Raw genomic sequence first — 20,222 nt, 5'->3', positions numbered from 1 at the left:
AAATCCGCTTCACGCTGCTGTGCGATTATGCATGCCTCACGGGGCGTCGAGGGCGTCGATCATGCGCTGGAGGTCGTCCGGCGCCGGGCTCTCGAAGTGAAGCTCCTCGCCTGTCGCGGGGTGGGCGAAGCCGAGTTCCGCCGCGTGCAGCGCCTGGCGGCCGAGAGCGGCGAGCGCCGCGCGGCCGGCGTCGTCGAGCCGCGACGCCTTGGTGCGGTGCGAGGCGCCGTAGACGCCGTCCCCAAGCAGCGGGTGGCCGAGCTCCGCCATATGCACGCGGATCTGGTGGGTGCGGCCGGTCTCCAGCCGGCAGGCGAGCAGGGCGGCGCCGGCCCGCTCGAAGCGCCTGAGCGTCTCCCAGTGGGTGACGGCCTCGCGGCCGTCCTTGCGCACGGCGATCTTCTCGCGGTTGCGCTCGCTGCGGCCGAGCGGCAGGTCGACCACGCCCTTCGGGCGCGCAGGCAGGCCCCAGACCAGCGCGAGATAGGAGCGGACCAGCGGTCCGCTGCGGCCGTGATCGGCGAACTGGGCGCTCAAGGCGCGGTGGGCGGCGTCGTGCTTCGCCACCACCAGCAGGCCGGACGTGTCCTTGTCGAGCCGGTGCACGATGCCGGGCCGCGCCACGCCGCCGACGCCGGACAGGCTCGCGCCGCAGTGGTTGATCAGCGCGTTGACGAGCGTGCCGTCGGCGTGGCCCGCGGCCGGGTGCACCACGAGGCCCGCGGGCTTGTCGATGACGATGAGGTGCTCGTCCTCGAACACGACCGCAAGGGGGATGTCCTGCCCTTCGGGCTCGGCCGCGGCGGGCGGCGGAACCGAGACCGCGAAGGCGTCGCCCGCGTTGACCCTGGCGGAGGGGTCGACTAGCGTCCGGCCGCCGGCTGAGACCGCGCCCTGGCGCATCAGCGCCTGGATGCGCGCGCGTGAAAACGCCGGCAGCCGGGCGGCGAGGAAACGGTCGGCGCGCGCGCCGGCGTCGTCGGGCCCGGCCGTGACGGTTTCGACCGTTTCGGTCGCTGCGACCTGGACGCCCGCGGGCGAGGATGAGGCTTCTGGCATGACGGCGCTACAGGGTTCGAACGGGCCGGGCATCGACGAGATCGCGGCCGACGACGACCCCCGCATCCGGCAGGTCTACCAGCGGCTGAGGCGGCTGTTCCTGATCGGCGGCCTGACGATGGGCGTCGGCTTCCTCGCCGTGATGTCGGCGATCGCCTACCGCGTCGTCAAGTCGAACCAGGCCGCGGCCGGGATCACGGAAGCGACGCTTCCGCTTCCCGCCGGCGCGCGCGTGCTGTCGACGGCGGCGGACGGCGGCCGCATCCTCGTCACCGTCGAGGCCGACGGCCGCGTCAGCGTGCACGCCTTCGACGCCGGCTCCCTGAAGCCCGTCGGCCGGCTCGACGTCGTCCCCGGCGGCCCGGCCGCGGCCCCGCTGCGCGGCGGCGACGCGAAATAATCCGACGCCGCCGCTTGATGCCGGCCCGCGTCCCGGTTATAGGGTGCGCCTCCCGCGAGGCTCCCTTCGTCTAGCGGTCTAGGACGTCGCCCTCTCACGGCGAAAACAGGGGTTCGAGTCCCCTAGGGAGCGCCATTCCTTACCGTTCAGACGCTCCCCCGATCGCCGGGTTTTCCGGCGGCGGCGTCAGCGGCCGCCCATCGCGACCTTGCGGTTGTCGCCGAGGTCGGGGCGCTCGTCGGACAGCCGCGCCTTCGCGATCTGGAAGGCGACCGCGACCGGGTTGGTCTTGCCGTCCCAGAACTCCGCCGCTTTGGGCCTGACGACCAGCAGGCGCACGTTCGGGTCTTCCGGGCCGTCCGGGAACCACAGCTTCGCCATCTCGCTGAACCGCGCCTTGATCGCGGCGCGGTCGTTCAGGACCTCGGCGACGCCCGAGATCGAGACGTAGCTCTGGGAGCCCGGCTTCGCGAAGGCGAGGCAGACCTCGGGATCTGCCGCGATCTCGTCGTCCTTGTGATGGCGGACGTCCGTCAGGAAGGTGATGACGCCGGCGTCGCGGTCGATCTTGGCGTGCATGGGCCGCGCGCGCAGCGCGGAGCCCGATTTCGAGGTCAGCATGCAGACGCCGATGTCCTCGGCGAGATCGTACACGCGGTCGGCGTCGTTTGCGGTCGTCACGGCTAGTCTCCTCTTGATCGGCGCCGGGCGGAGCTGATCGCAAAAGCGCGCCGGCGGGCGGCGCGGCTTTCGCGCGCTCTCGTCGGATGAGCGGGTAGAAGCTCGCGTGGATCGGAAGTCCACGAGCTCGACCGGCGGCGGCCGCAAATCAGCGGTTTCCGTCCGCCGTCTAGGGCGACGAACGCCGGTCCAAGTCATCGAGAGACCAGGACGCAGTCTTCCGGGCCTGAGCTTGAAGCGCAGCCTCCGCCCGTCAGCGAAGTCCCAGGAAGGACAGGATGGCGAGGACGATCACGATCAGGCCGACGAGATAAATGATCGAGTTCACGAGCCGCTCCTTGTGTCCGGCGGACGGATTTTCTTGGCGATGCAGCGGAAACGATTCCGGAGGCGATTTTGTTCCTGCGCGGAGGACGCGGGGAGGCCGGGCGCTGGCGGACTTCGTCGGGCGGCCCTTGCCGAGGCGCGCGTGACACTCCGGCGCGTCAGGAGATCGTTCACTCCGTCGCCCGCATGATCGTTCGACTAAAAAGGGGGAGCTGCGGATGTGGAAGGTCGTCGCTTGCGTCACGGAGCAGCATGAGCCGGGGATTGTGCTCCTCGCCGCGCTCATCGCGTGCGGCGGGCTGTTCGCCTTCTTCCTGCTGCTCTCGCGCGCCGACGAATGCGCCGACGTCCGCCGCGGCCGCTGGCTCGGCGTCGCGGCGGCCGCGGGCGGGCTGTCGATCTGGGCGGTCCATTTCGTCGCCATGCTCGGCTACCGCAGCGTCATTCCCTTCACCTTCGATCCGGCGCTCACCCTGCTTTCGGCGGCGATCGTCAGCGCCGGCTTCTGGCTCGCCGTCGCCCTGATCCGCCGCGGCCGGCCGTGGTCGTCCGCCGCGGCCGGAACGCTCGCGGCCGTCGCGGTGGCCGCGATGCATTTCGTCGGCATGGCGGCCGTTGAGGTCGCCGCGACCATCAGCCACGACTGGCCGCCGGTCATCGCGTCGCTCGCGGTCGCGGCGGCGGCCATGACGGCGGCCTTCCACCGCTTCGACAGGCTGACGGGCGCGCGCCGGGTGGCGGAGCCCGCGCTCTGGATGATCCTCGGCGTGTGCGCGCTGCATTTCACGGCGATGTCCGCGACCCTGGTGACGCCCGATCCTCGTCTGCCGGTCGATCCGTCCGCCGGCGAGCGGCACGCCTGGCTGGTCTGGGCCGTGTTCGGCGTCGCCAGCCTGGTCGCCGGCGTCACGACGGCCGCCGTGTTCGTCGACCGCTACCTGACGGACCTGAAGGGCTTCGCCGACGCGACGCTCGAGGGGCTCGCGGTCGTACGGGACGGGCGGATCATCGAGGCGAACGCCCGCTTCGCGGCGCTGATGGGCGCCCCGGAGGCCGAGCTGATCGGTCGCCGCGCCGACGCCTGCGTCGTCGCCGCCGACGGCCTGCCGGCCTCGGCGCCGCGCCCGGCCGCGGTCGAGGCCGCGCCCTTGTCGGGCGATCCCGAGCGCTCCTTCGAGCTGGCGGTCAGCACCATCGAGTTCCGCGGCCGGCCCTCGCAGGTGCTCGCCGTCATGGACCTGACCGAGAAGAAGCGGGCGCAGGCCGAGATCGAGCGCCTCGCGCGCTACGACGCCCTGACCGGTCTGCCGAACCGTTCGCTGCTCGGCGACCGGCTCGACAAGGCGTTCGCGCAGGCGCGGCGGTCCGGCGAGAGCTTCGCGCTGCTCGCGCTCGACCTCGACCGCTTCAAGGCCGTGAACGACCTGTTCGGGCACGCCGAGGGCGACCGCGTGCTGAGGACGGTCGCCTCGATCCTGACCCGCACCGTCCGCAGCGTGGACACGGTGGCGCGGCTCGGGGGCGACGAGTTCGTGATCCTGCAGGTGGGCGCGGCCCAGCCGGAGGGGGCGCAGGCGCTCGCCGGCCGCATCTTCGAGGCCTTCCGGACGGAGATGAACGCCGCGATGGACCCGACCGCCGTCGGCGTAAGCATCGGCGTGGCGCTCGCGCCGGACGACTCCGCGGAGCCGGAAGGGCTGCTCAACGCCGCCGACATCGCGCTCTACCGCGCCAAGTCCGGCGGCCGCGGCGTGGTCGCGTTCTACGACCTGCAGATGGACCAGACGGTGCGCGCCAGGCGCCGGCTGGAGGCCGACCTGCGCGGCGCCATCGCGCGCAACGAGCTGCGCGTCGTCTACCAGCCGGTCGTCGACGCCGACGGCCGCCCCATCAGCTACGAGGCGCTGCTGCGCTGGCGCAGCCCGGATCACGGCGACGTGCCGCCGGACGTGTTCATCCCGATCGCCGAGGACACCGGCGTCATCATCGCGATCGGCGAATGGGTGCTGCGGGAAGCGTGCCGGACCGCGGCGGGCTGGAGCGAGGGCCTCTCGATCGCCGTCAACGTGTCGACCGTGCAGTTCCGCGTGGCGAACCTCGCCGAGCAGGTCGGCCTCATCCTGAGCGAGACCGGCCTCGCGCCGGCGCGGCTCGGGCTGGAGATCACCGAGACCGCCCTGATGCGTGACAGGGACGACACGCTCGAGATCCTGCGCCGCCTGAAGGCGATGGGGGTCAAGATCATCATGGACGACTTCGGCACCGGCTACTCGTCGCTGAGCAACCTGCAGAGCTTTCCGTTCGACAAGATCAAGATCGACCGCAGCTTCATCAGCGCGATGGAGGCCGATCGCGGCGCGAAGGCGATCGTGAAGGCGATCGTCGGCCTCGGGCGCAGCCTCGATCTGCCGGTGGTCGCCGAGGGCGTCGAAACCGAGGCCCAGCACCGGATCGCGGTGCAGGAAGGTTGCGCGGAGGCGCAGGGCTACTATTTCGGCGCGCCCGGATCACCGCCCGACGCCGTCGGCGTCGAGCCGCCGAGGACCTCGGATAGGCTGTCCTGAACCTGCGACGCGGCGCGGAGCCGCGCCTGCGGCTCGCCTGCGGCAGCTCCGCGCGTTAGGCTCCGCGCAAAACGCGCGAGGACTCCCATGGACGACAAGCCCGCCATCCGTCTCACCTCCATGGCCCATGGCGGCGGCTGCGGCTGCAAACTGGCGCCGGCGGTGCTGCAGGACATCCTCAAAAAGATGCCGGTTCCGGCGGCCTGCGCCGATCTGCTGGTCGGGACCGAGACCTCCGACGACGCCGCGGTCTACCGGCTGAACGACGATCAGGCGATCATCGCCACCACCGACTTCTTCACCCCGATCGTCGACGACCCGTTCCAGTTCGGCCGCATCGCCGCCACCAACGCGCTGTCGGACGTCTACGCCATGGGCGGAACGCCGCTGTTCGCGCTGGCGATCGTCGGCATGCCGATCTCGACCATCCCGGTCGAGACCGCGCAGGACATTCTCGCCGGCGGCGCCGAGACTTGCGGCCGGGCCGGAATTCCGATCGTCGGCGGACATTCCATCGACTCGCCCGAGCCGATCTACGGCCTGGTCGCGATCGGTCTGACGCGTCCCGACCGCGTGCTGACGAACGCGAGCGCGAAGCCCGGCGACGCGCTGGTGCTGACCAAGGGCCTCGGCGTCGGGATCTTCTCGGCGGCGATGAAGAAGGGCGAGCTCGGCGACGCCGCCTACCGCGCCATGATCGCCTCGACCACAACGCTCAACAGGGTCGGTCCCGCGCTCGCCGCGCTCGACGGCGTCCACGCCATGACGGACGTGACCGGCTTCGGGCTGCTCGGCCACCTGCTCGAGATGTGCCGCGGCTCCGGCGTCTCGGCCGAGATCGACGAGGCGGCCGTGCCGCTGCTTGAAGGGGCTCTGGCGCTCGCGGAGGCGGGCTACGTCACCGGCGCCTCGGGCCGCAACTGGACGAGCTACGGCGACGCCGTGCGCTGGCCGGAGGACCGCCCGCTCTGGCGCCGCGCGCTGATGTGCGACCCGCAGACGAGCGGCGGCCTGCTGGTCGCCGTCGCCCCCGACGCCGTTGAGCGCGTGCTCGAAACCTGCCGCGCGGCCGGCTTCGCCGCCGCGAGCGTCGTCGGCCGCGTGGGCGAGGGCCCAGCCGAGGTGACGTTCCGGGCCTGACCCAGGGACGGCGCGAATGCGGCCTCGGAAAGAGCCGAGGCGTCGTCTACGATCGACCCGGCGTCGCATTCAGGAGACCGCCTGTGACACGTCCCGCCGACGGCGCCGCCGACCGCGCGCCCACCCTCGCCGTGCTGATCGACGGGGACAACGTGTCCCCGAAGGTGATCGAGGGGCTGCTGGCGGAGGTCGCGACCTATGGCGCGTCCGGCGTCCGGCGCGTCTACGGCGATTGGACCAGCCCCAACCTCAAGGGCTGGAAAGCCTGTCTTCTGGAGCATTCGCTCCAGCCCATCCAGCAGTTCGCCTACACGACGGGCAAGGGCGCGACCGACGGCGCGATGATCATCGACGCGATGGATCTGCTCTACACCGGCAGGTTCGACGGGTTCTGCCTCGTGTCGAGCGACAGCGACTTCGTGCGGCTGGCGCAGCGCATCCGGGAGCAGGCGGTGCCGGTCTACGGCTTCGGCGAACGGAAGACGCCGAGGCCGTTCATCACGGCATGCGACAAGTTCGTCTATTTCGACGTGCTGGGCGCGCCCGCCGAGGCGCCGGACGAGGCCAGGCCCGCTCCTGCGTCCCGGCGGGCGATCGACGACGCGGGCAAGGCGCTGCTGCGGGCGGCCGCCGCGGCGGTCGCGGACGAGAGCGGCTGGGCCAATCTCAGCGCCGTCGGCAGCCGCATCGCCAAGCAGGCGCCCGACTTCGACCCCCGCAACTACGGCTTCTCCCGCCTCAGCGACCTCGTCGAGGCGGCGGGCCTGTTCGAGGTGGATCGCTCCGAGCAGAGGCAGAAAGGCGTTCACCTGCGCCTGAAGTCGGCTAACGCCGCTTCGGGCCGCTCCGGCGGCCGCCGGCCCTGAAGTTCGTCGTCATCATGTCGGGCTTCTCCAGCCGCGGAACGTCCCCGCGGAGCAGCGGCGTGGCGCGGTCGGTGCCGGGGCCCATGTCGTCGAGCGAGGGCTTGGCCACGCGGGACTTTGTCGTCGAAGATTTGGGCGGCTCGTTGCCCGAACGGCCGTACTTGCGCTCGCCGGCGTAGCCGCCGGTCTGGCGGTCGATGTCGGACTGGCGCGCCAGCGGGTCGTCGGCGATCGCGAGCTCGGTCGCCTGCAGGCGCTTGATCTCGTCGCGCAGACGGGCGGCGGTCTCGAACTCGAGGTCGCCCGCCGCCTTGCGCATGCGCTGCTCGAGGTCCGCGATCGTGGCCTTGAGGTTGTGCCCGGCCTTGGGCGCGTCGTCGGAGAAGCCCTTGTCGACGGTGACGCGGTCGCGCTCGTAGACCGAGTTCAGGATGTCGCCGATCTCGCGCTTCACGCTCTCCGGCGTGATGCCGTTCGCCTCGTTGTAGGCGAGCTGCTTCTCGCGCCGGCGCGCGGTCTCCGCCATGGCTCGCTTCATCGAGCCGGTCTCGTGGTCGGCGTAGAGCACGACCTTGCCGTCGACGTTGCGGGCCGCGCGGCCGATGGTCTGGATCAGCGAGGTTTCCGAGCGGAGAAAGCCTTCCTTGTCCGCATCGAGGATCGCGACCAGCGCGCATTCCGGAATGTCGAGGCCTTCGCGCAGCAGGTTGATGCCGACCAGCGCGTCGAAGGCGCCGAGGCGCAGGTCGCGGATGATCTCGATGCGCTCCAGCGTGTCGATGTCGGAGTGCATGTAGCGCACGCGGACGCCGTGCTCGTGCAGATACTCGGTCAGGTCCTCGGCCATGCGCTTGGTGAGCACGGTGATGAGCGAGCGATAGCCCTTGGCCGCGACCTCCTTCACCTCGCCGAGCAGGTCGTCGACCTGGGTGCGCGCGGGCCGCACGTCGATCTCGGGGTCCACAAGGCCGGTGGGGCGGATCACCTGCTCGGAAAAGACGCCGCCGGTCTGCTCCAGCTCCCAGCCGCCGGGAGTGGCGGAGACATGCACCGTCTGCGGCCGCATGGCGTCCCATTCCTCGAACCGCATGGGCCGATTGTCCATGCAGGAGGGCAGGCGGAAGCCGTATTCGGCGAGCGTCGCCTTGCGGCGGAAGTCGCCCCGGTACATGCCGCCGATCTGCGGGATGGTGACGTGGCTCTCGTCGGTGAAGACCAGCGCGTTGTCCGGCAGGTATTCGAACAGCGTGGGCGGCGGCTCGCCGGGCTTGCGGCCGGTCAGCCAGCGCGAGTAGTTCTCGATGCCGGCGCAGCTTCCCGTCGCCTCCATCATCTCGATGTCGAAGGTGCAGCGCTGCTCCAGCCGCTGGGCCTCCAGCAGCCGGCCCATCTTGGTGAGCTCGACCAGACGGCCCTTCAGCTCCTCCTTGATGCCCTTGATCGCCTGGTTCAGCGTCGGCCGCGGCGTCACGTAGTGCGAGTTGGCGTAGACCTTGACCGCCGCCATCTCCTGGATCTTCGCGCCCGTCAGCGGGTCGAACTCCTGGATGCTCTCGATCTCGTCGCCGAACAGGCCGATGCGCCAGGCGCGGTCCTCGTAATGGGCCGGGAACACCTCGATCGTGTCGCCCCGCACCCGGAACGTGCCGCGGGTGAAGTTCACGTCGGCGCGCTTGTACTGCAGCGCCACCAGGTCGGCCATCAGCTGGCGCTGGGGGACGCTCTCGCCCACCCGCAACGTGAAGGTCATCGAGGTGTAGGTCTCCACGGAGCCGATGCCGTAGATGCAGGAGACCGAGGCCACGATGATGACGTCGTCGCGCTCCAGCAGAGACCGCGTCGCGGAGTGCCGCATGCGGTCGATCTGCTCGTTGATCGAGGATTCCTTCTCGATATAGGTGTCAGACCGCGGCACATAGGCCTCGGGCTGGTAGTAGTCGTAATAGGAGACGAAGTACTCCACCGCGTTCTCGGGGAAAAACGACTTGAACTCGCCGTAGAGCTGCGCCGCCAGCGTCTTGTTGGGCGCGAGGATCAGCGCCGGCCGCTGGGTCTGCTGGATGACCTGCGCCATGGTGAAGGTCTTGCCCGAGCCGGTCACGCCCAGCAGCACTTGGTCGCGCTCCTGCCGGCGGACGCCGTCCACGAGCTCGGCGATCGCGGTGGGCTGGTCGCCCTTGGGCTCGTAAGGCGAGGTCAGCTTGAAGGTCTGGCCGCTCTCCAGCTTCTCCGGCCGGGGCGGACGGTGCGGAACCCACGGCTTGCCATTCAGCTCGGGCCGGCCGTTCTGGATCAGGTCCTCCAGCGCCTTGACCGTCGCCGACACGCTCTTGGACGGATCGAAATCCGCCGGCAGCGCGGCGAGGTCGGTCTCCGGCACGGCGCCGAAGCCGCGCGGCGCCTTCTGCGGATCGGGGATGGCGGCGGGAACGGAGGCCCGCGCCTGCTTGCGCTTGCCCTTTTCGGGAGCGGCCTTCCGGGCGGGGGATTTTGATTCCCCCACGCGGGCGCCGTCTGCCTCCGCGTCATGGTCCGCCTTGACCGGACCATCCATGCCGCCGCCGCGCTCTGCGTCGCCGGCGGGTCCTCCGGTCAAGCCGGAGGACGACGGCGCGCGCGGCCCCTCGCTAGCGGCCTTCCTGGTCGCGTCGTCGGCGACCGCCCGCCGCGCCGCGTCGGCCGCCTCCGCCCCGCGCCCGAGCGCCTTCAGCAGCGCGGCGTCGCCGGAGACGTCGGCGAGGTCGACGGGGGTCCCGGCGTCGAAGCCGGCCTGAGGCTGCTCCGAAAAGCCGGGGGAGGGACGGCGCGTGGTCTTTGGCATGAGGGGAATATGGAACGTCTTCCGCGCCATTGCGAGGGGAGAACATGTGGCGAACGCCCGCGCCGCCCAAGGCGCCGCGCAGGCTGGCCGCCGGGTCCCCCGCCGCTCGACCTTTGGCGAGCTATTCAACGGAACACTTACGGGTAATCCTGCTCCGGCCCTTCTCGGGGAAGGGCGCGCAGCAAGGGGGCTTTCATGACGGACATCGCCCGGCGGGTGACCGCCGAATTCTTCGGCACCTTCTGGCTCACCTTCGGCGGCTGCGGCGCGGCCGTGCTCGCCGCCGCCTATCCGGAGCTCGGCATCGGCTTCCTGGGCGTCGCCTTCGCCTTCGGCCTCACCGTGCTGTCCATGGCCTACGCCGTCGGCCACATCTCCGGGGGGCATTTCAACCCGGCGGTGACGCTCGGCCTATGGGCGGCGGGCCGCTGCGCCAACAAGCACGTCGTCCCCTACATCGTCGCGCAGGTGATCGGAGCGGTGGTCGGCGCGGCCGTGCTCTACGCCATCGCCTCCGGCAAGGCCGGCTGGGTCCCCGGCGGCTTCGCCTCCAACGGCTACGGCGCGCTCAGCCCCGGCGGCTACACGCTCGGCGCTTCGTTCCTGACGGAGCTGCTTGCGACCTTCTTCTTCCTGTTCATCATTCTGGGCGCCACCTCGAAGGGCGCGGCGACCGGCTTCGCCGGCATCCCGATCGGGCTCGCGCTGACGCTGATCCACCTGATCACCATCCCGGTGACCAACACCTCGGTGAACCCGGCGCGCTCCACCGGCCCGGCGCTGTTCGGCGGAGCCGACTATGTCGGCCAGCTCTGGCTGTTCTGGCTCGCCCCGATCGCCGGCGCGATCGTCGCGGGCGTTCTGGCCCGCTGGCTCTACAACGACGGCGCGCTGGTCGACACCTCGGTGGTGGAAGAGCGCCGCTGAGCGCACGGCGGCGCGGCCCTCGCCGCGTCGCCTGTCGGAACGCTACGAAGATGTCGCCGCTCTCCCACGAGGGAGAGGTCCGGGCGATGGGAGGCGGCGGCCGGCGCTCGTCAGAGCGCCATCCTCTGGCTTGGCCGGGCCGTCCGTGTCGCCAAGCGCTCGGCACGCGGGATGGATTCCGCAGCCAAGCCGAAGGATGACGTCGCCTGTGGTCAGGTACTTATGGTCTTCGCTCCGTTCGCGACGGCTCCAGCCCAAAGGCCGTCAGGGAGCGATGTACGTCGAGCGTTTCGATCGAGGCGGAATTACCTTCGTATTTGCCCGGATGTTGATGCTGTAAATTTATATTCTATTTATGCGTTAGTGACTTCAGAAGAGTGCGCGAAATGGTCGAGTCTACGCCTCCGTATAAGTGCATATACTGTGGTGAACGGCGGCCAATGTCCAAAGAGCACGTAATACCGAACTGGGTAAGAAAATATATCCCGAGAGCGGATCTGCGTCATGTGGTGACGGCGTTTACCAATAATAGATTAGACCCTACCGGGTTAAAAATGCGCCTGGAACGTAGGGTGCGAAATGGCGACGTAGCTACGCGCCAGCTACGTCGTGTCTGTTTGTCATGTAATACGGGTTGGATGAGCGATCTTCAGGAGCAGGCGATTCCGATAGTATCTCGTTTCATAATGGGGGAATGGGGTAAATTTGATCGAGATCAATTGCGTACGATTGTTGCTTGGGTTGTAATGACAAATGTTACGCTCGGGTCTTCGTTTGAGGAGGATAGCGGGATATCGGAAGTTGATAGGACGTATTTCTATCATTGGCGGAAACCCCCGAAACATTGGGGAGTTTTTGTTGGCCGTGCGAGTGGCATGCAAGATGTAACATTCTTGCACAAACCATCTTGTATCCTAACGGAGGAGCCGGTAAGCGGTAAATATTATCCACGGAACGTTCATGTTACAACGATAAAAATCGGAAGGCTAATAACTCACACGGTAGCCATTCAACCGGGCATCGCTCGAATTGAGCAAGATGTTTATGGCCGAAGCGTAGGGGTATTTCCGATATTTCCGTTTGAGGCAGGGAGTGAAGCTGATTGGATTAATACTCCTATTATGTTCCGAGATAATCTTCGGCTTTTAGGAATGGGGCTAATTAATAAATTGGTAGAAATTTCTGGAGCAGATGTAATTCCTTACGATTGGTTGGCTACAGATCCATCATATAATCCAGATGTTCTATCAAGATTTGCTCAACGTATACCCTAAAGAACATTATAAATTGAGAGATATCCATCTTATATAGAAGGCGAGCAATCTATTTGGGGGAAGATGGCGATTGGTTGCTCTCGGAATATATTCCGTTAGACTCCCGCCGCCCGCGCGCACGGTTCCAAGACCCTTCCTAATCACAGGAGGCGTGTCCGGACCGGCCGGCCATGCGGGGACAGGGGCCGCGCCTGCGGGTTCAGCCCTACCGGAAGCCGGATCCCTGGGACGTCGGAAGGACGCGCGGCGCGCGACGCCCGTCTGGGGAGGTTCAAAACCCTCGGAGGTAGGTTCGCGCCGGGCGTGAGCGACCCGCCCTGCACGAGGACGGGGCCGCGCCTATGCAGAGGAGCCATAAGGTCGGAGACGTCTTTAACCCTGCGGGACGAGGCCGCCTTCGACGCCGGAGAGCCGCTTTCCGTCCGATGCGAAGCGCCCGCCGACGCCGGAGGTTTATGCTCCCGCGACGGCGAAGGCGCGCGCTGTCGTTGTCGCGCGCGCGGCCGTCGTGGTCGGGCTTGATCCGGTCATCCATCCGCAACCGGCGCATCCGCGCCGATGGATCCTCCGGTCGAGCCCGAGACTGATGGCGGAGGGCGCCGGGCGGACGGAGCCAAAAACTACTTCGGCGGAGCGGCGTCCTTGGGCTTGAACTTGTCGCATTCCTGGCCGAGCAGGCTGTCGGCCTTCTGCAGCGCGACGTTGAAGGTGCGGGACTTCTCCGGCGAGAACATCGCGCGCTGGGCCTTCGCCTTGTCCACCTCGCCCATCATGTAGTCGTAGAACACCTGCCGCTCGGCGATGTCGTTGATGTGGACGTTGGCGACGCCGACGACGCAGCCGCAGAGCTCTTTCGGGACCTTGGCGCTGCAGGCGGCGACGTATTTGGCGTCGACCTCGGCGGACTGCTCCGGGTTGGCGGCGCGCTGAGGCCCTTCCGCCGAGGGCGCGCCCTGCGCCAGCGCGGCGCTCGCGGCGCAGGCGAGCAGCGCCAGGGCTGCGAATGGGCGGACGATACGCGTGGCGGACATGAAACAACCCTCTCCTCGTCGGGCGCCGCGTGCGTCGCGCGGCCGCTCCCTCTTATGAACCGCTTACGTTTGCCACGGCGCGGGCGGATCAGCCACCCCCTCCCGAAGTCGGATGGGGGCGGCCGGAGAGCGCGCTCAGACGAGCCCGGCGACGGCGAAGGCCTCGTCGGCGTCGGTCCAGACCTCGCCGAGGTCCCAGCCGGCGGCGGCGGCGAGGCGCCCGAAGCCCTCGACCGTGTGCTTGCGCGAGCTTTCGGTGTGGATCGTCTCGCCGGCGCGGAAGCGGAAGACATGGCCGTCGAGCCGGATCTCCTGCGCCGATTTCGCGACGAGATGCATCTCGACCGCGCTCTCGGCCGGGTTCCAGCGCGCCTCGTGGGCGAAGCCGTCGAGGTCCGCCTCGGCGCCGAGCTCGCGGACGACGCGGGCGAGCAGGTTGAGGTTGAAGGCGGCCGTCACGCCGGCCGCGTCGTCATAGGCCGCGAGCAGCGTCGCCAGGTCCTTCACGAGGTCGACGCCGACGATCGCGCGGCCGGCCTCGCCGGCGTCCGTTCCGTCCACATGGCCGCGCATGCGGTCGAGGAAGGCGACCGCCTCATGCGGCGCGAGGTTGCCGATGGTGGAGCCGGGGAAGAAACCGACCCGCCGGTTCAGCGACGGCAGCCCGCGCGGCAGCTCGAAGTCGGCGGTGAAGTCGGCGACCACCGGGCGGATCTCGAGCCAGGGGAACCGGTTCTCCACCCGGGCGGCCGCGGCGAGCAGGAAGTCGCCGGCGATGTCGACCGGCGCGTAGACCGCGGGCTCGGCGAGGGCCGCGATCAGGATTTCGGTCTTCAGGCTCGCGCCGGCGCCGTATTCGATCAGGGTGACGCGCGGCCCGCAGAAGGCGGCCATCGCCTCGGCCTGCTCCATCAGGATGCTGGTCTCTGTGCGGGTCGGATAGTACTCCGGCAGCCGCGTGATCGCCTCGAACAGCTCGGAGCCGCGATCGTCGTAGAGCCAGCGGCTCGGCAGCGACTTGGCCGGGCGGGACAGGCCCTCGATCACGTCGGCGCGGAAGGCGTCGCGCTGGGCGGCGGCGGGGTTCGGTCTGTCGAGCATCAGGCGTCCTCGGCGAGGCGCAGTCCGGAGAACTGCCACCGCTTGTCGGGCTGGAAGAAGTTGCGATAGCTCGCCCGGGCGTGGCCGGGCGGCGTGGCGAGCGAGGACCCGCGCAGCACGAACTGGCCGCACATGAACTTGCCGTTGTATTCGCCGACGGCGCCGTCGGCCTTGGCGAAGCGCGGGTAGGGGACGAACGGGCTGCGGGTCCATTGCCAGACCTCGCCGAACATCTGCTTGAGGCCGGGCGCGTCCTCGGCCGGCTTTGGGCGCAGCCGCGCGTCGGGCGTCTGGGGCGGCAGCGCGCCGAGGCTCGTCGCCGCGTGCTCCCATTCCGCCTCGGTCGGCAGGCGCGCGCCCGCCCATGCCGCGAAGGCGTCGGCCTCGAAATAGCTGACATGGGCGACCGGCGCGGCCGGATCGAGCGGCTGCAGGCCGTTCAGCGTCATGCTCCACCAGAGGCCGTCGCGCTCCAGCCAGTAGAGCGGATGCTCCCAGCCTTCGGCTTTGACCTGCGCCCAGCCCTCGGACAGCCAGAGCAGCGGGTCGCGGTAGCCGCCGGCCTCGACGAAGGCGAGCCACTCGGCGTTGGTGACGAGCCGGTCGGCGAGCCGGAACGGTTCGATCAGCGTCCGGTGGCGCGGGCCCTCGCAGTCGTAGCCGAAGCCGGCGCCGTCATGGCCGATCTCGACGATCCCGCCCTCGAAGCCGATCCAGCCGGCCTCCGGCGCCTCATGGCCGACCGCGGCAGGCGCCGGCTCGCGATAGGCCGGATGAAGCGGGTTCTGCGCGAAGAGATGCAGGATGTCGGTGAGCAGCAGCTCCTGATGCTGCTGCTCGTGGTGGCAGCCGAGCTCCACCAGCTCCTCGGCCTCCGGGGACGCGCCCGCGGTGAGCAGGCTCTCGACCGCCGCGTCCACATGGGCGCGATAGGCCATGACCTCGTCGAGCGACGGACGGGTGATCATGCCCCGCCGCGGCCGCGGATGTCGCGCGCCGAGGGTCTCGTAATAGGAGTTGAAGAGGTAGCTGAAGGTCGGCGAGTAGGGCGCGTAGCCGGGCGAGAAGCGCTCCAGCACCATCGCCTCGAAGAACCAGGTCGTGTGCGCGAGATGCCATTTCGCGGGGCTCGCGTCGGGCATCGACTGCACCGTGGCGTCGGCGTCGCCGAGCGGGGCGGCGAGACCGGCGCTGTGCGCGCGGATGGAGGCGAACAGTTCGAGCGCCGGAACGGGCGTCGGGACGGCGCGCGCGAGTGTCGGATTCATGCAGCGTCCTTTCGGGCAGGCGGCGGCGCGGCGGCGACGTCCCACGTCAACGAACGACGCCGCTCCGGCGTTCCCGGGTCCCGCGCGTCGCTCGACCTTCGGCGGCTTGGCGTCGCGCAGGGTCGGCCTTAGCTTCGGCGGACGTTTCGAGCGCCGGCGCGGTCGAGTCGCCGGGGACGGTCCATGGCACGTGTGTTTCCGAGAGCGCTCTTCGCCGCGATCGCCGCCGCCCTGATCGGCGGGACGGCGCTTGCCGCGACGGCGACCGAGGACTTCTGGTCGATCGGGCGGCCGGGCGGCGAGGCCGCGCGGCGGATGGCGCCGGTCTCGGCCTTTCCGGCGCCTACCCCGGCCGAGGAGCTGCCGACGCCGCGGCTGCGCGCCCCGCCCGGCTTCAAGGTCGAGACCTTCGCGAGCGACGTGCTCGACGCGCGCATGATCCGCGAGGGCGACCGCGGCACGATCTTCGTGTCGAGCCTGTTCGTGGCGAACCGGGTCTACGCGCTGGCGCCGAAGCCGGGCGGCGGACGCGAGCTCAAGGTGGTGCTCGACGACACGCCGCTGCCGAACGGGATCGAGTTCCACGACGGCGCGCTCTATGTGGCGACGCCGCAGCGGATCCTGCGCTTCGACCGCATCGAGGACCGCCTCGACGACCCCGGACCGCCGACGGTGATTTACGACCGCTTTCCCCCCGGCGGCCAGCACAGCTGGAAGTCGCTGCGGGTCGGGCCGGACGGCAAGCTCTACGTTTCGGTCAACGCGCCCTGCAACGCCTGCGCCCCTGGCCCGGAGCAGGGCCGGATCATCCGCATGAACCTCGACGGCGCCGGCGTCGAGACGGTCGCGGAGGGCGTGCGCACCAGCGTCGGCTTCGACTTCGACCCCGTGACGGGCGATCTCTGGTTCACGGACAACCAGCGCGACTGGCTCTCCGAGGACATGCCCTCCGACGAGCTGAACCATGTCACGAAGCCGGGCCAGCACTTCGGCTTTCCGTACTGCCACTCCGGGATCATGACCGATCCGGAGCTCGGCTGGGGCCGTTCCTGCGACGAGTTCCGCCGGCCGGCGGCGCTGCTCGGGCCGCACATGGCGCCGCTCGGCATGCGGTTCTACCAGGGGCGCATGTTCCCGCCGACCTATTCGCACGCGATCTTCGTCGCCCGGCACGGGCCGTGGAACCGCACCCGGAAGGACGCGGACGTCGCCGTGGTGCTGCGCGACGGCCGCGGCCGGGTGATCAGCGTGGAGCCGTTCCTGACCGGCTTCGTGCAGGACAACGAGTATGTCGGCCGCCCGGTCGACATACACGTGATGAAGGACGGCTCGCTGCTGGTCTCCGACGACCACAACGGCGCGATCTACCGGGTGACCTACGCCGGCCCCTGAGCCGGCCGCGCTCATTCCGGCTGGAAGTTCAGCGCCACGCCGTTGATGCAGTAGCGCAGGCCCGTCGGCGGCGGGCCGTCCGGGAACACGTGGCCCATGTGGCTGCCGCAGCGCGCGCAGTGCACCTCGGTGCGCGTCATGCCGTAGGAGCGGTCGACGGTCTCGCCCAGCGCGCCCTCGAGCGGCGCGTCGAAGCTCGGCCAGCCGGTGCCGCTCTCGAACTTGTCGCCCGAGCGGAACAGCGGCTGGCCGCAGCCGGCGCATTCGAACACGCCGGCGCGCTTCTCGCGTAAGAGCGCGCAGGAGCCGGGTCGCTCGGTGCCGTGCCGGCGCATGATCTGGTACTGCTCCGGGCTGAGCAGCGCGCGCCACTCCTCGTCCGTGCGGGTGACCTCGTAGGTTTCGTCGAGCATGTCCGGGCCTTTCAGGCTTCTGCGGGTGCGTTTCGATGTAGGTTACGCGGCGCGCCGCCGCCACGTTACGGGCGGCGGGAGACGTGACTTAAGGCGCGTCGCGCCGCGGCGGAAATCGTGCGAGACGGATGCCGAGCTTAATTCTTCCCGCGGGTGTCCCGGTCCTCGTGAGCACGCCTTCCTTTCCCGATCTCGCCTCGCTGAGGACCTCCGGCAAGGCCGGCCTCGCCCGCGCTCTGGCGCGGCTCGAACGTTCCGCGGGCACGGAGGAGGCGGCGGCGCTGCTCGACGCGGCGGAGGCCGAACCGAAGGGCGACGTGCTCGGGCTCACCGGCCCGCCCGGCGTCGGCAAGTCGACCCTGACCGGCGCGTTGGTGCGGGCGTTCCGCGGCCGCGGCATGAGCGTCGGGGTGATCGCGGTCGATCCGTCGTCGATGCGCTCCGGCGGCGCGCTGCTGGGCGACCGCGCCCGCATCCCGACCGATCCGGACGACCGCGACGTGTTCGTGCGCTCGCTCGCGGCGCGCGACCGACTCGGCGGCCTGTCGGACCTCGCCTTCGGCGGCGTGCTGCTGATGCGCGCCCTGTTCGACCGGGTCATCGTCGAGACGGTCGGCGTCGGCCAGTCCGAGGCCGACGTGGCGCTGGTCGCCGACACGATCCTGCTCGCGGTGCAACCGGCGTCCGGCGACGCCCTGCAGTTCATCAAGGCCGGCGTCATGGAGCTGCCGGACGTGGTCGCCGTGACCAAGGCCGATCTCGGCGCGCCGGCGTTCCGGGCGCGCGACGACCTCGAATCCGCGCTGACGCTCGCGAGCGCCGGCCGGGACGCCTGGCGCGCGCCGGTGACGCTGGTCTCGTCCGAGACCGGCGAGGGGCTCGACACGCTGGTCGCCCTGATCGAGGAGCATGCGGCCTTCCTGCGCGAGGGCGACCGGCGGGCGGAGCGCCGCGCGGCGCAGAGCGAGGCGCGGCTGAAGGCGGCGCTGAAGGGCCGTTTCGGAACCGCCGGTCTCGCGGCCGCGGGCCCGATCCTCGCCGGGCTCTCCGGAGGCCCGTTCACGCGCGAGGCGAAGGCGGCCGCCGAGCTCACCGCCCGGCTCGCGGGCCCGCGTTAACCGCTCCTCAAGGTTAAGACGCGACAACCATACCTGTGTGTGGATCTGACCACGCCGGGCCGGCCGTTCGCGCGCCGCTTCGGCTGGCGCGTTCAGGGTGGCGTCGATGGTGCGAGCGGGACAGACGATGCGCTCCGGTTCCGTGCGCCGCCCGTCCCGCCGCCGTCGCCTGCGCCCCTCGCTGCTGCGCATCGCGCTCGCCGGGACCGCGCTCGTGTTCGCAACCACTTCGATCGCGCGCCAGGACGCGCTCAGCCTGATCGACGGCCGCGACGATCGCGGCCGGGCCGAGGGCGCCTTCCTCGTGGTCGAGCCGCGCGGCGGCCTCGACGTGGTGTCGCTCGAGGCGGCGGACCTGTTCGGCGCCGGCCACGGTCCGGGCTTCGCGCTGAGCGCGCGGGGCGCCGGCGACAATCTCGTGCTGATGGAGCGGGCGGACCCGACGCCGGACACGGCGGCGCTCGACCCGTTCGTCGACCGCACCACCAAGGGCGACCTGCAGCCGATCCATGCCGTGAAGCCGTTCCAGCTCGACGCCGCGCCGCGCCGCGCCGCGCCGGACGCGCTCGCCACGCTGCCGGCGCTCGGCGACCTCATGCGCCCCGACCGGCGCGGCGCGCTCGCGACGCTGCCGCAGATGGGCGATGTGGCGCGCACCGTTCCGTCCGACGGCGCGCTCGCCTTCGATCTGCCGTCGCCGGAGCCGGCCAGGGCGCCTTCGAAGGTCGTCGAAGCCGCGCCGCAGGAAGGGGCGCTCGCCGACAGCGCCTATGCCGACGCCGCGGCGTCCGGCGAAGCCGCCGTCACCCGCCTCGCCATGACGCCGCGCGAGGCCGGCGCCAATCACGACGGCTCGACCCCGTCCGCGCTTTACCTCGCCGGCGGCCGCATGCCGGTCACGACCACGCCGTCCGCGGAGACGCCGCTCGCGGTCGCCGCGCTTCCGGTCGCGCCGCCTCAGGCCGGAGCCACGCCCGCGAGCGGAGCCGTCACGCAGGTCGCCTTCACGCCCGCGACCGACGCCGCGCCGGGCGGCGAGACGACGGCGCTGCGCGGCGACATCGAAGGCGCCGGTCGCATCGAGACCCGCCTGTCGCGCCGGCTGTTCATCCCCGAGGACCAGCTCGCCCGCTCCGAGCAGTGCCTCGCCGAGGCGATCTATTTCGAGGCGCGCGGCGAGCCGGTCACCGGCCAGTACGCGGTCGCGCAGGTCGTCATGAACCGGGTCCGCTCGGGCTACTATCCCGACACGATCTGCGGCGTCGTCTACCAGAACAAGCACCGCCGCAACGCCTGCCAGTTCTCCTTCGCCTGCGACCGCATCCCGGACCGCGTGAACAACGCCCGGGCATGGGAGATCGCGGAGCGCATCGCCCGCGACGTGACGCAGGGCGGCGCCTGGCTGCCCGAGGTCGGCGACGCCACGCATTACCACGCGACCTATGTCCGCCCGCGCTGGATCCGCGACATGGTCAAGCTCGACGCGATCGGCCTCCACATCTTCTACCGCGTGCGCTGGCACACGCCGCCGGAAGACGCCGCCTGACGGCGTGCTAGGCTTCGCGGCATGACGTCTCCGCTGATCCCCGGCCCCCTCAACGCGGTCACCGACGTGGCCGGCCTGCGCGTCGGACACGCCGACGACGCGGCGCTCGCCTCCGGCGTCACGGTGGTGCTGTTCGACCAGCCTGCGATCGCCTCCGTCGACGTCCGCGGCGGCGGCCCGGGCGTGCGCGAGACCGAGCTGCTGGCGCCCGAGCGCACGGTCCAGCGCATCGACGCGCTGTGCCTCTCGGGCGGTTCGGTGTTCGGCCTCGACGCGGCGTCCGGCGTGACGGCG

General features: G+C 70.1%; 17 protein-coding genes and 1 tRNA gene. 11 read left to right on the top strand and 7 right to left on the bottom strand.

Going from position 1 to position 20,222, the window contains the following annotated elements; all coding sequences use genetic code 11:
• Positions 1-36: 36 nt before the first annotated feature.
• Positions 37-1,059, bottom strand: coding sequence for an RluA family pseudouridine synthase (locus ACFSCV_RS16860; protein WP_378800725.1), 1,023 nt, complete (start codon positions 1,057-1,059; stop codon positions 37-39).
• Between ACFSCV_RS16860 and ACFSCV_RS16855 the strand changes: the two genes are divergently transcribed.
• Together ACFSCV_RS16855 and ACFSCV_RS16850 are read left to right on the top strand one after the other, a co-directional pair.
• Positions 1,058-1,459, top strand: a complete 402-nt coding sequence (locus tag ACFSCV_RS16855; protein ID WP_378800724.1) for a hypothetical protein — start codon at positions 1,058-1,060, stop codon at positions 1,457-1,459. The genes ACFSCV_RS16860 and ACFSCV_RS16855 overlap by 2 nt on opposite strands.
• A 59-nt stretch (positions 1,460-1,518) precedes the next feature.
• Positions 1,519-1,594 (top strand) — tRNA-Glu (locus ACFSCV_RS16850).
• Positions 1,595-1,645: 51 nt separating this feature from the next.
• Here ACFSCV_RS16850 and ACFSCV_RS16845 read toward each other — a convergent pair.
• On the bottom strand, positions 1,646-2,140 hold the full coding sequence (locus ACFSCV_RS16845) for a pyridoxamine 5'-phosphate oxidase family protein (RefSeq protein WP_378800723.1): 495 nt from the start codon (positions 2,138-2,140) through the stop codon (positions 1,646-1,648).
• Between the two features lie 545 nt (positions 2,141-2,685).
• Here ACFSCV_RS16845 and ACFSCV_RS16840 point away from each other — a divergent pair.
• The 3 genes from ACFSCV_RS16840 to ACFSCV_RS16830 all read left to right on the top strand — a co-directional run bounded on the left by ACFSCV_RS16840 (position 2,686) and on the right by ACFSCV_RS16830 (position 7,037).
• A complete protein-coding gene (locus tag ACFSCV_RS16840) occupies positions 2,686-5,031 on the top strand; it encodes a bifunctional diguanylate cyclase/phosphodiesterase (protein ID WP_378800722.1) in 2,346 nt (781 codons plus the stop codon).
• Between the two features lie 87 nt (positions 5,032-5,118).
• Positions 5,119-6,171: a selenide, water dikinase SelD gene (selD, locus tag ACFSCV_RS16835; RefSeq protein WP_378800721.1), complete on the top strand. Its 1,053-nt coding sequence runs from the start codon at positions 5,119-5,121 to the stop codon at positions 6,169-6,171.
• Positions 6,172-6,254: 83 nt separating this feature from the next.
• Positions 6,255-7,037: an NYN domain-containing protein gene (locus ACFSCV_RS16830; protein ID WP_378800720.1), complete on the top strand. Its 783-nt coding sequence runs from the start codon at positions 6,255-6,257 to the stop codon at positions 7,035-7,037.
• On the opposite strand, the gene uvrB is transcribed toward ACFSCV_RS16830, so the two are convergent.
• Positions 6,997-9,858, bottom strand: coding sequence for an excinuclease ABC subunit UvrB (gene uvrB, locus ACFSCV_RS16825; RefSeq protein WP_378800719.1), 2,862 nt, complete (start codon positions 9,856-9,858; stop codon positions 6,997-6,999). The two genes, ACFSCV_RS16830 and uvrB, sit on opposite strands and share 41 nt — an antisense overlap.
• A gap of 195 nt (positions 9,859-10,053) precedes the next feature.
• On the opposite strand from uvrB, the gene aqpZ reads away from it, so the two are divergent.
• Both aqpZ and ACFSCV_RS16815 read left to right on the top strand, forming a co-directional pair.
• Positions 10,054-10,785 carry an aquaporin Z gene (gene aqpZ / locus ACFSCV_RS16820; RefSeq protein WP_378800718.1) on the top strand — a complete coding sequence of 244 codons (732 nt, stop codon included), beginning with the start codon at positions 10,054-10,056 and terminating at the stop codon, positions 10,783-10,785.
• Positions 10,786-11,423: 638 nt separating this feature from the next.
• Complete coding sequence (locus ACFSCV_RS16815; RefSeq protein WP_378800717.1) at positions 11,424-12,059, top strand: hypothetical protein; 636 nt, start codon at positions 11,424-11,426, stop codon at positions 12,057-12,059.
• Between the two features lie 620 nt (positions 12,060-12,679).
• On the opposite strand, the gene ACFSCV_RS16810 is transcribed toward ACFSCV_RS16815, so the two are convergent.
• The 3 genes from ACFSCV_RS16810 to egtB form a co-directional block, all read right to left on the bottom strand.
• Positions 12,680-13,090, bottom strand: coding sequence for a hypothetical protein (locus ACFSCV_RS16810; RefSeq protein WP_378800716.1), 411 nt, complete (start codon positions 13,088-13,090; stop codon positions 12,680-12,682).
• Positions 13,091-13,225: 135 nt separating this feature from the next.
• A complete protein-coding gene (gene egtD, locus ACFSCV_RS16805) occupies positions 13,226-14,191 on the bottom strand; it encodes an L-histidine N(alpha)-methyltransferase (RefSeq protein WP_378800715.1) in 966 nt (321 codons plus the stop codon).
• On the bottom strand, positions 14,191-15,459 hold the full coding sequence (gene egtB / locus ACFSCV_RS16800; protein ID WP_378800714.1) for an ergothioneine biosynthesis protein EgtB: 1,269 nt from the start codon (positions 15,457-15,459) through the stop codon (positions 14,191-14,193). Before egtB ends, egtD begins: the two co-directional genes overlap by 1 nt.
• A 183-nt stretch (positions 15,460-15,642) precedes the next feature.
• Here egtB and ACFSCV_RS16795 point away from each other — a divergent pair, with 183 nt between their 5' ends.
• A complete protein-coding gene (locus ACFSCV_RS16795) occupies positions 15,643-16,851 on the top strand; it encodes a PQQ-dependent sugar dehydrogenase (RefSeq protein ID WP_378800713.1) in 1,209 nt (402 codons plus the stop codon).
• An 11-nt stretch (positions 16,852-16,862) separates the two neighbouring features.
• On the opposite strand, the gene msrB is transcribed toward ACFSCV_RS16795, so the two are convergent.
• The gene (msrB, locus tag ACFSCV_RS16790) at positions 16,863-17,264 is read right to left on the bottom strand and encodes a peptide-methionine (R)-S-oxide reductase MsrB (protein ID WP_378800712.1); all 402 of its coding nucleotides are present in this window, start codon (positions 17,262-17,264) and stop codon (positions 16,863-16,865) included.
• Between the two features lie 167 nt (positions 17,265-17,431).
• Between msrB and ACFSCV_RS16785 the strand changes: the two genes are divergently transcribed.
• The 3 genes from ACFSCV_RS16785 to ACFSCV_RS16775 all read left to right on the top strand — a co-directional run.
• Complete coding sequence (locus ACFSCV_RS16785) at positions 17,432-18,382, top strand: ArgK/MeaB family GTPase (RefSeq protein ID WP_378800711.1); 951 nt, start codon at positions 17,432-17,434, stop codon at positions 18,380-18,382.
• Positions 18,383-18,509: 127 nt separating this feature from the next.
• Complete coding sequence (locus ACFSCV_RS16780) at positions 18,510-19,928, top strand: cell wall hydrolase (RefSeq protein WP_378800710.1); 1,419 nt, start codon at positions 18,510-18,512, stop codon at positions 19,926-19,928.
• 21 nt (positions 19,929-19,949) lie between these two features.
• Positions 19,950-20,222: P1 family peptidase (locus tag ACFSCV_RS16775; protein WP_378800709.1), on the top strand; the 273-nt coding region annotated here is incomplete at its 3' end.

It is taken from the genome of Methylopila henanensis, assembly GCF_042681025.1.
Taxonomy (GTDB): Bacteria; Pseudomonadota; Alphaproteobacteria; order Rhizobiales; family Methylopilaceae; genus Methylopila; species Methylopila henanensis.
This window is presented reverse-complemented; position numbering and strand designations above follow the sequence as displayed.

Bases quoted from the DNA above. Each gene is read 5' to 3' on its own strand.
- ACFSCV_RS16810 (WP_378800716.1), bottom strand. From the start codon at position 13,090: ATGTCCGCCACGCGTATCGTCCGCCCATTCGCAGCCCTGGCGCTGCTC.
- ACFSCV_RS16815 (WP_378800717.1), top strand. From the start codon at position 11,424: ATGAGCGATCTTCAGGAGCAGGCGATTCCGATAGTATCTCGTTTCATA.
- ACFSCV_RS16860 (WP_378800725.1), bottom strand. From the start codon at position 1,059: ATGCCAGAAGCCTCATCCTCGCCCGCGGGCGTCCAGGTCGCAGCGACC.
- egtB (WP_378800714.1), bottom strand. From the start codon at position 15,459: ATGAATCCGACACTCGCGCGCGCCGTCCCGACGCCCGTTCCGGCGCTC.
- ACFSCV_RS16840 (WP_378800722.1), top strand. From the start codon at position 2,686: ATGTGGAAGGTCGTCGCTTGCGTCACGGAGCAGCATGAGCCGGGGATT.
- selD (WP_378800721.1), top strand. From the start codon at position 5,119: ATGGACGACAAGCCCGCCATCCGTCTCACCTCCATGGCCCATGGCGGC.
- ACFSCV_RS16780 (WP_378800710.1), top strand. From the start codon at position 18,510: ATGCGCTCCGGTTCCGTGCGCCGCCCGTCCCGCCGCCGTCGCCTGCGC.
- ACFSCV_RS16795 (WP_378800713.1), top strand. From the start codon at position 15,643: ATGGCACGTGTGTTTCCGAGAGCGCTCTTCGCCGCGATCGCCGCCGCC.
- egtD (WP_378800715.1), bottom strand. From the start codon at position 14,191: ATGCTCGACAGACCGAACCCCGCCGCCGCCCAGCGCGACGCCTTCCGC.
- msrB (WP_378800712.1), bottom strand. From the start codon at position 17,264: ATGCTCGACGAAACCTACGAGGTCACCCGCACGGACGAGGAGTGGCGC.
- aqpZ (WP_378800718.1), top strand. From the start codon at position 10,054: ATGACGGACATCGCCCGGCGGGTGACCGCCGAATTCTTCGGCACCTTC.
- ACFSCV_RS16855 (WP_378800724.1), top strand. From the start codon at position 1,058: ATGACGGCGCTACAGGGTTCGAACGGGCCGGGCATCGACGAGATCGCG.
- uvrB (WP_378800719.1), bottom strand. From the start codon at position 9,858: ATGCCAAAGACCACGCGCCGTCCCTCCCCCGGCTTTTCGGAGCAGCCT.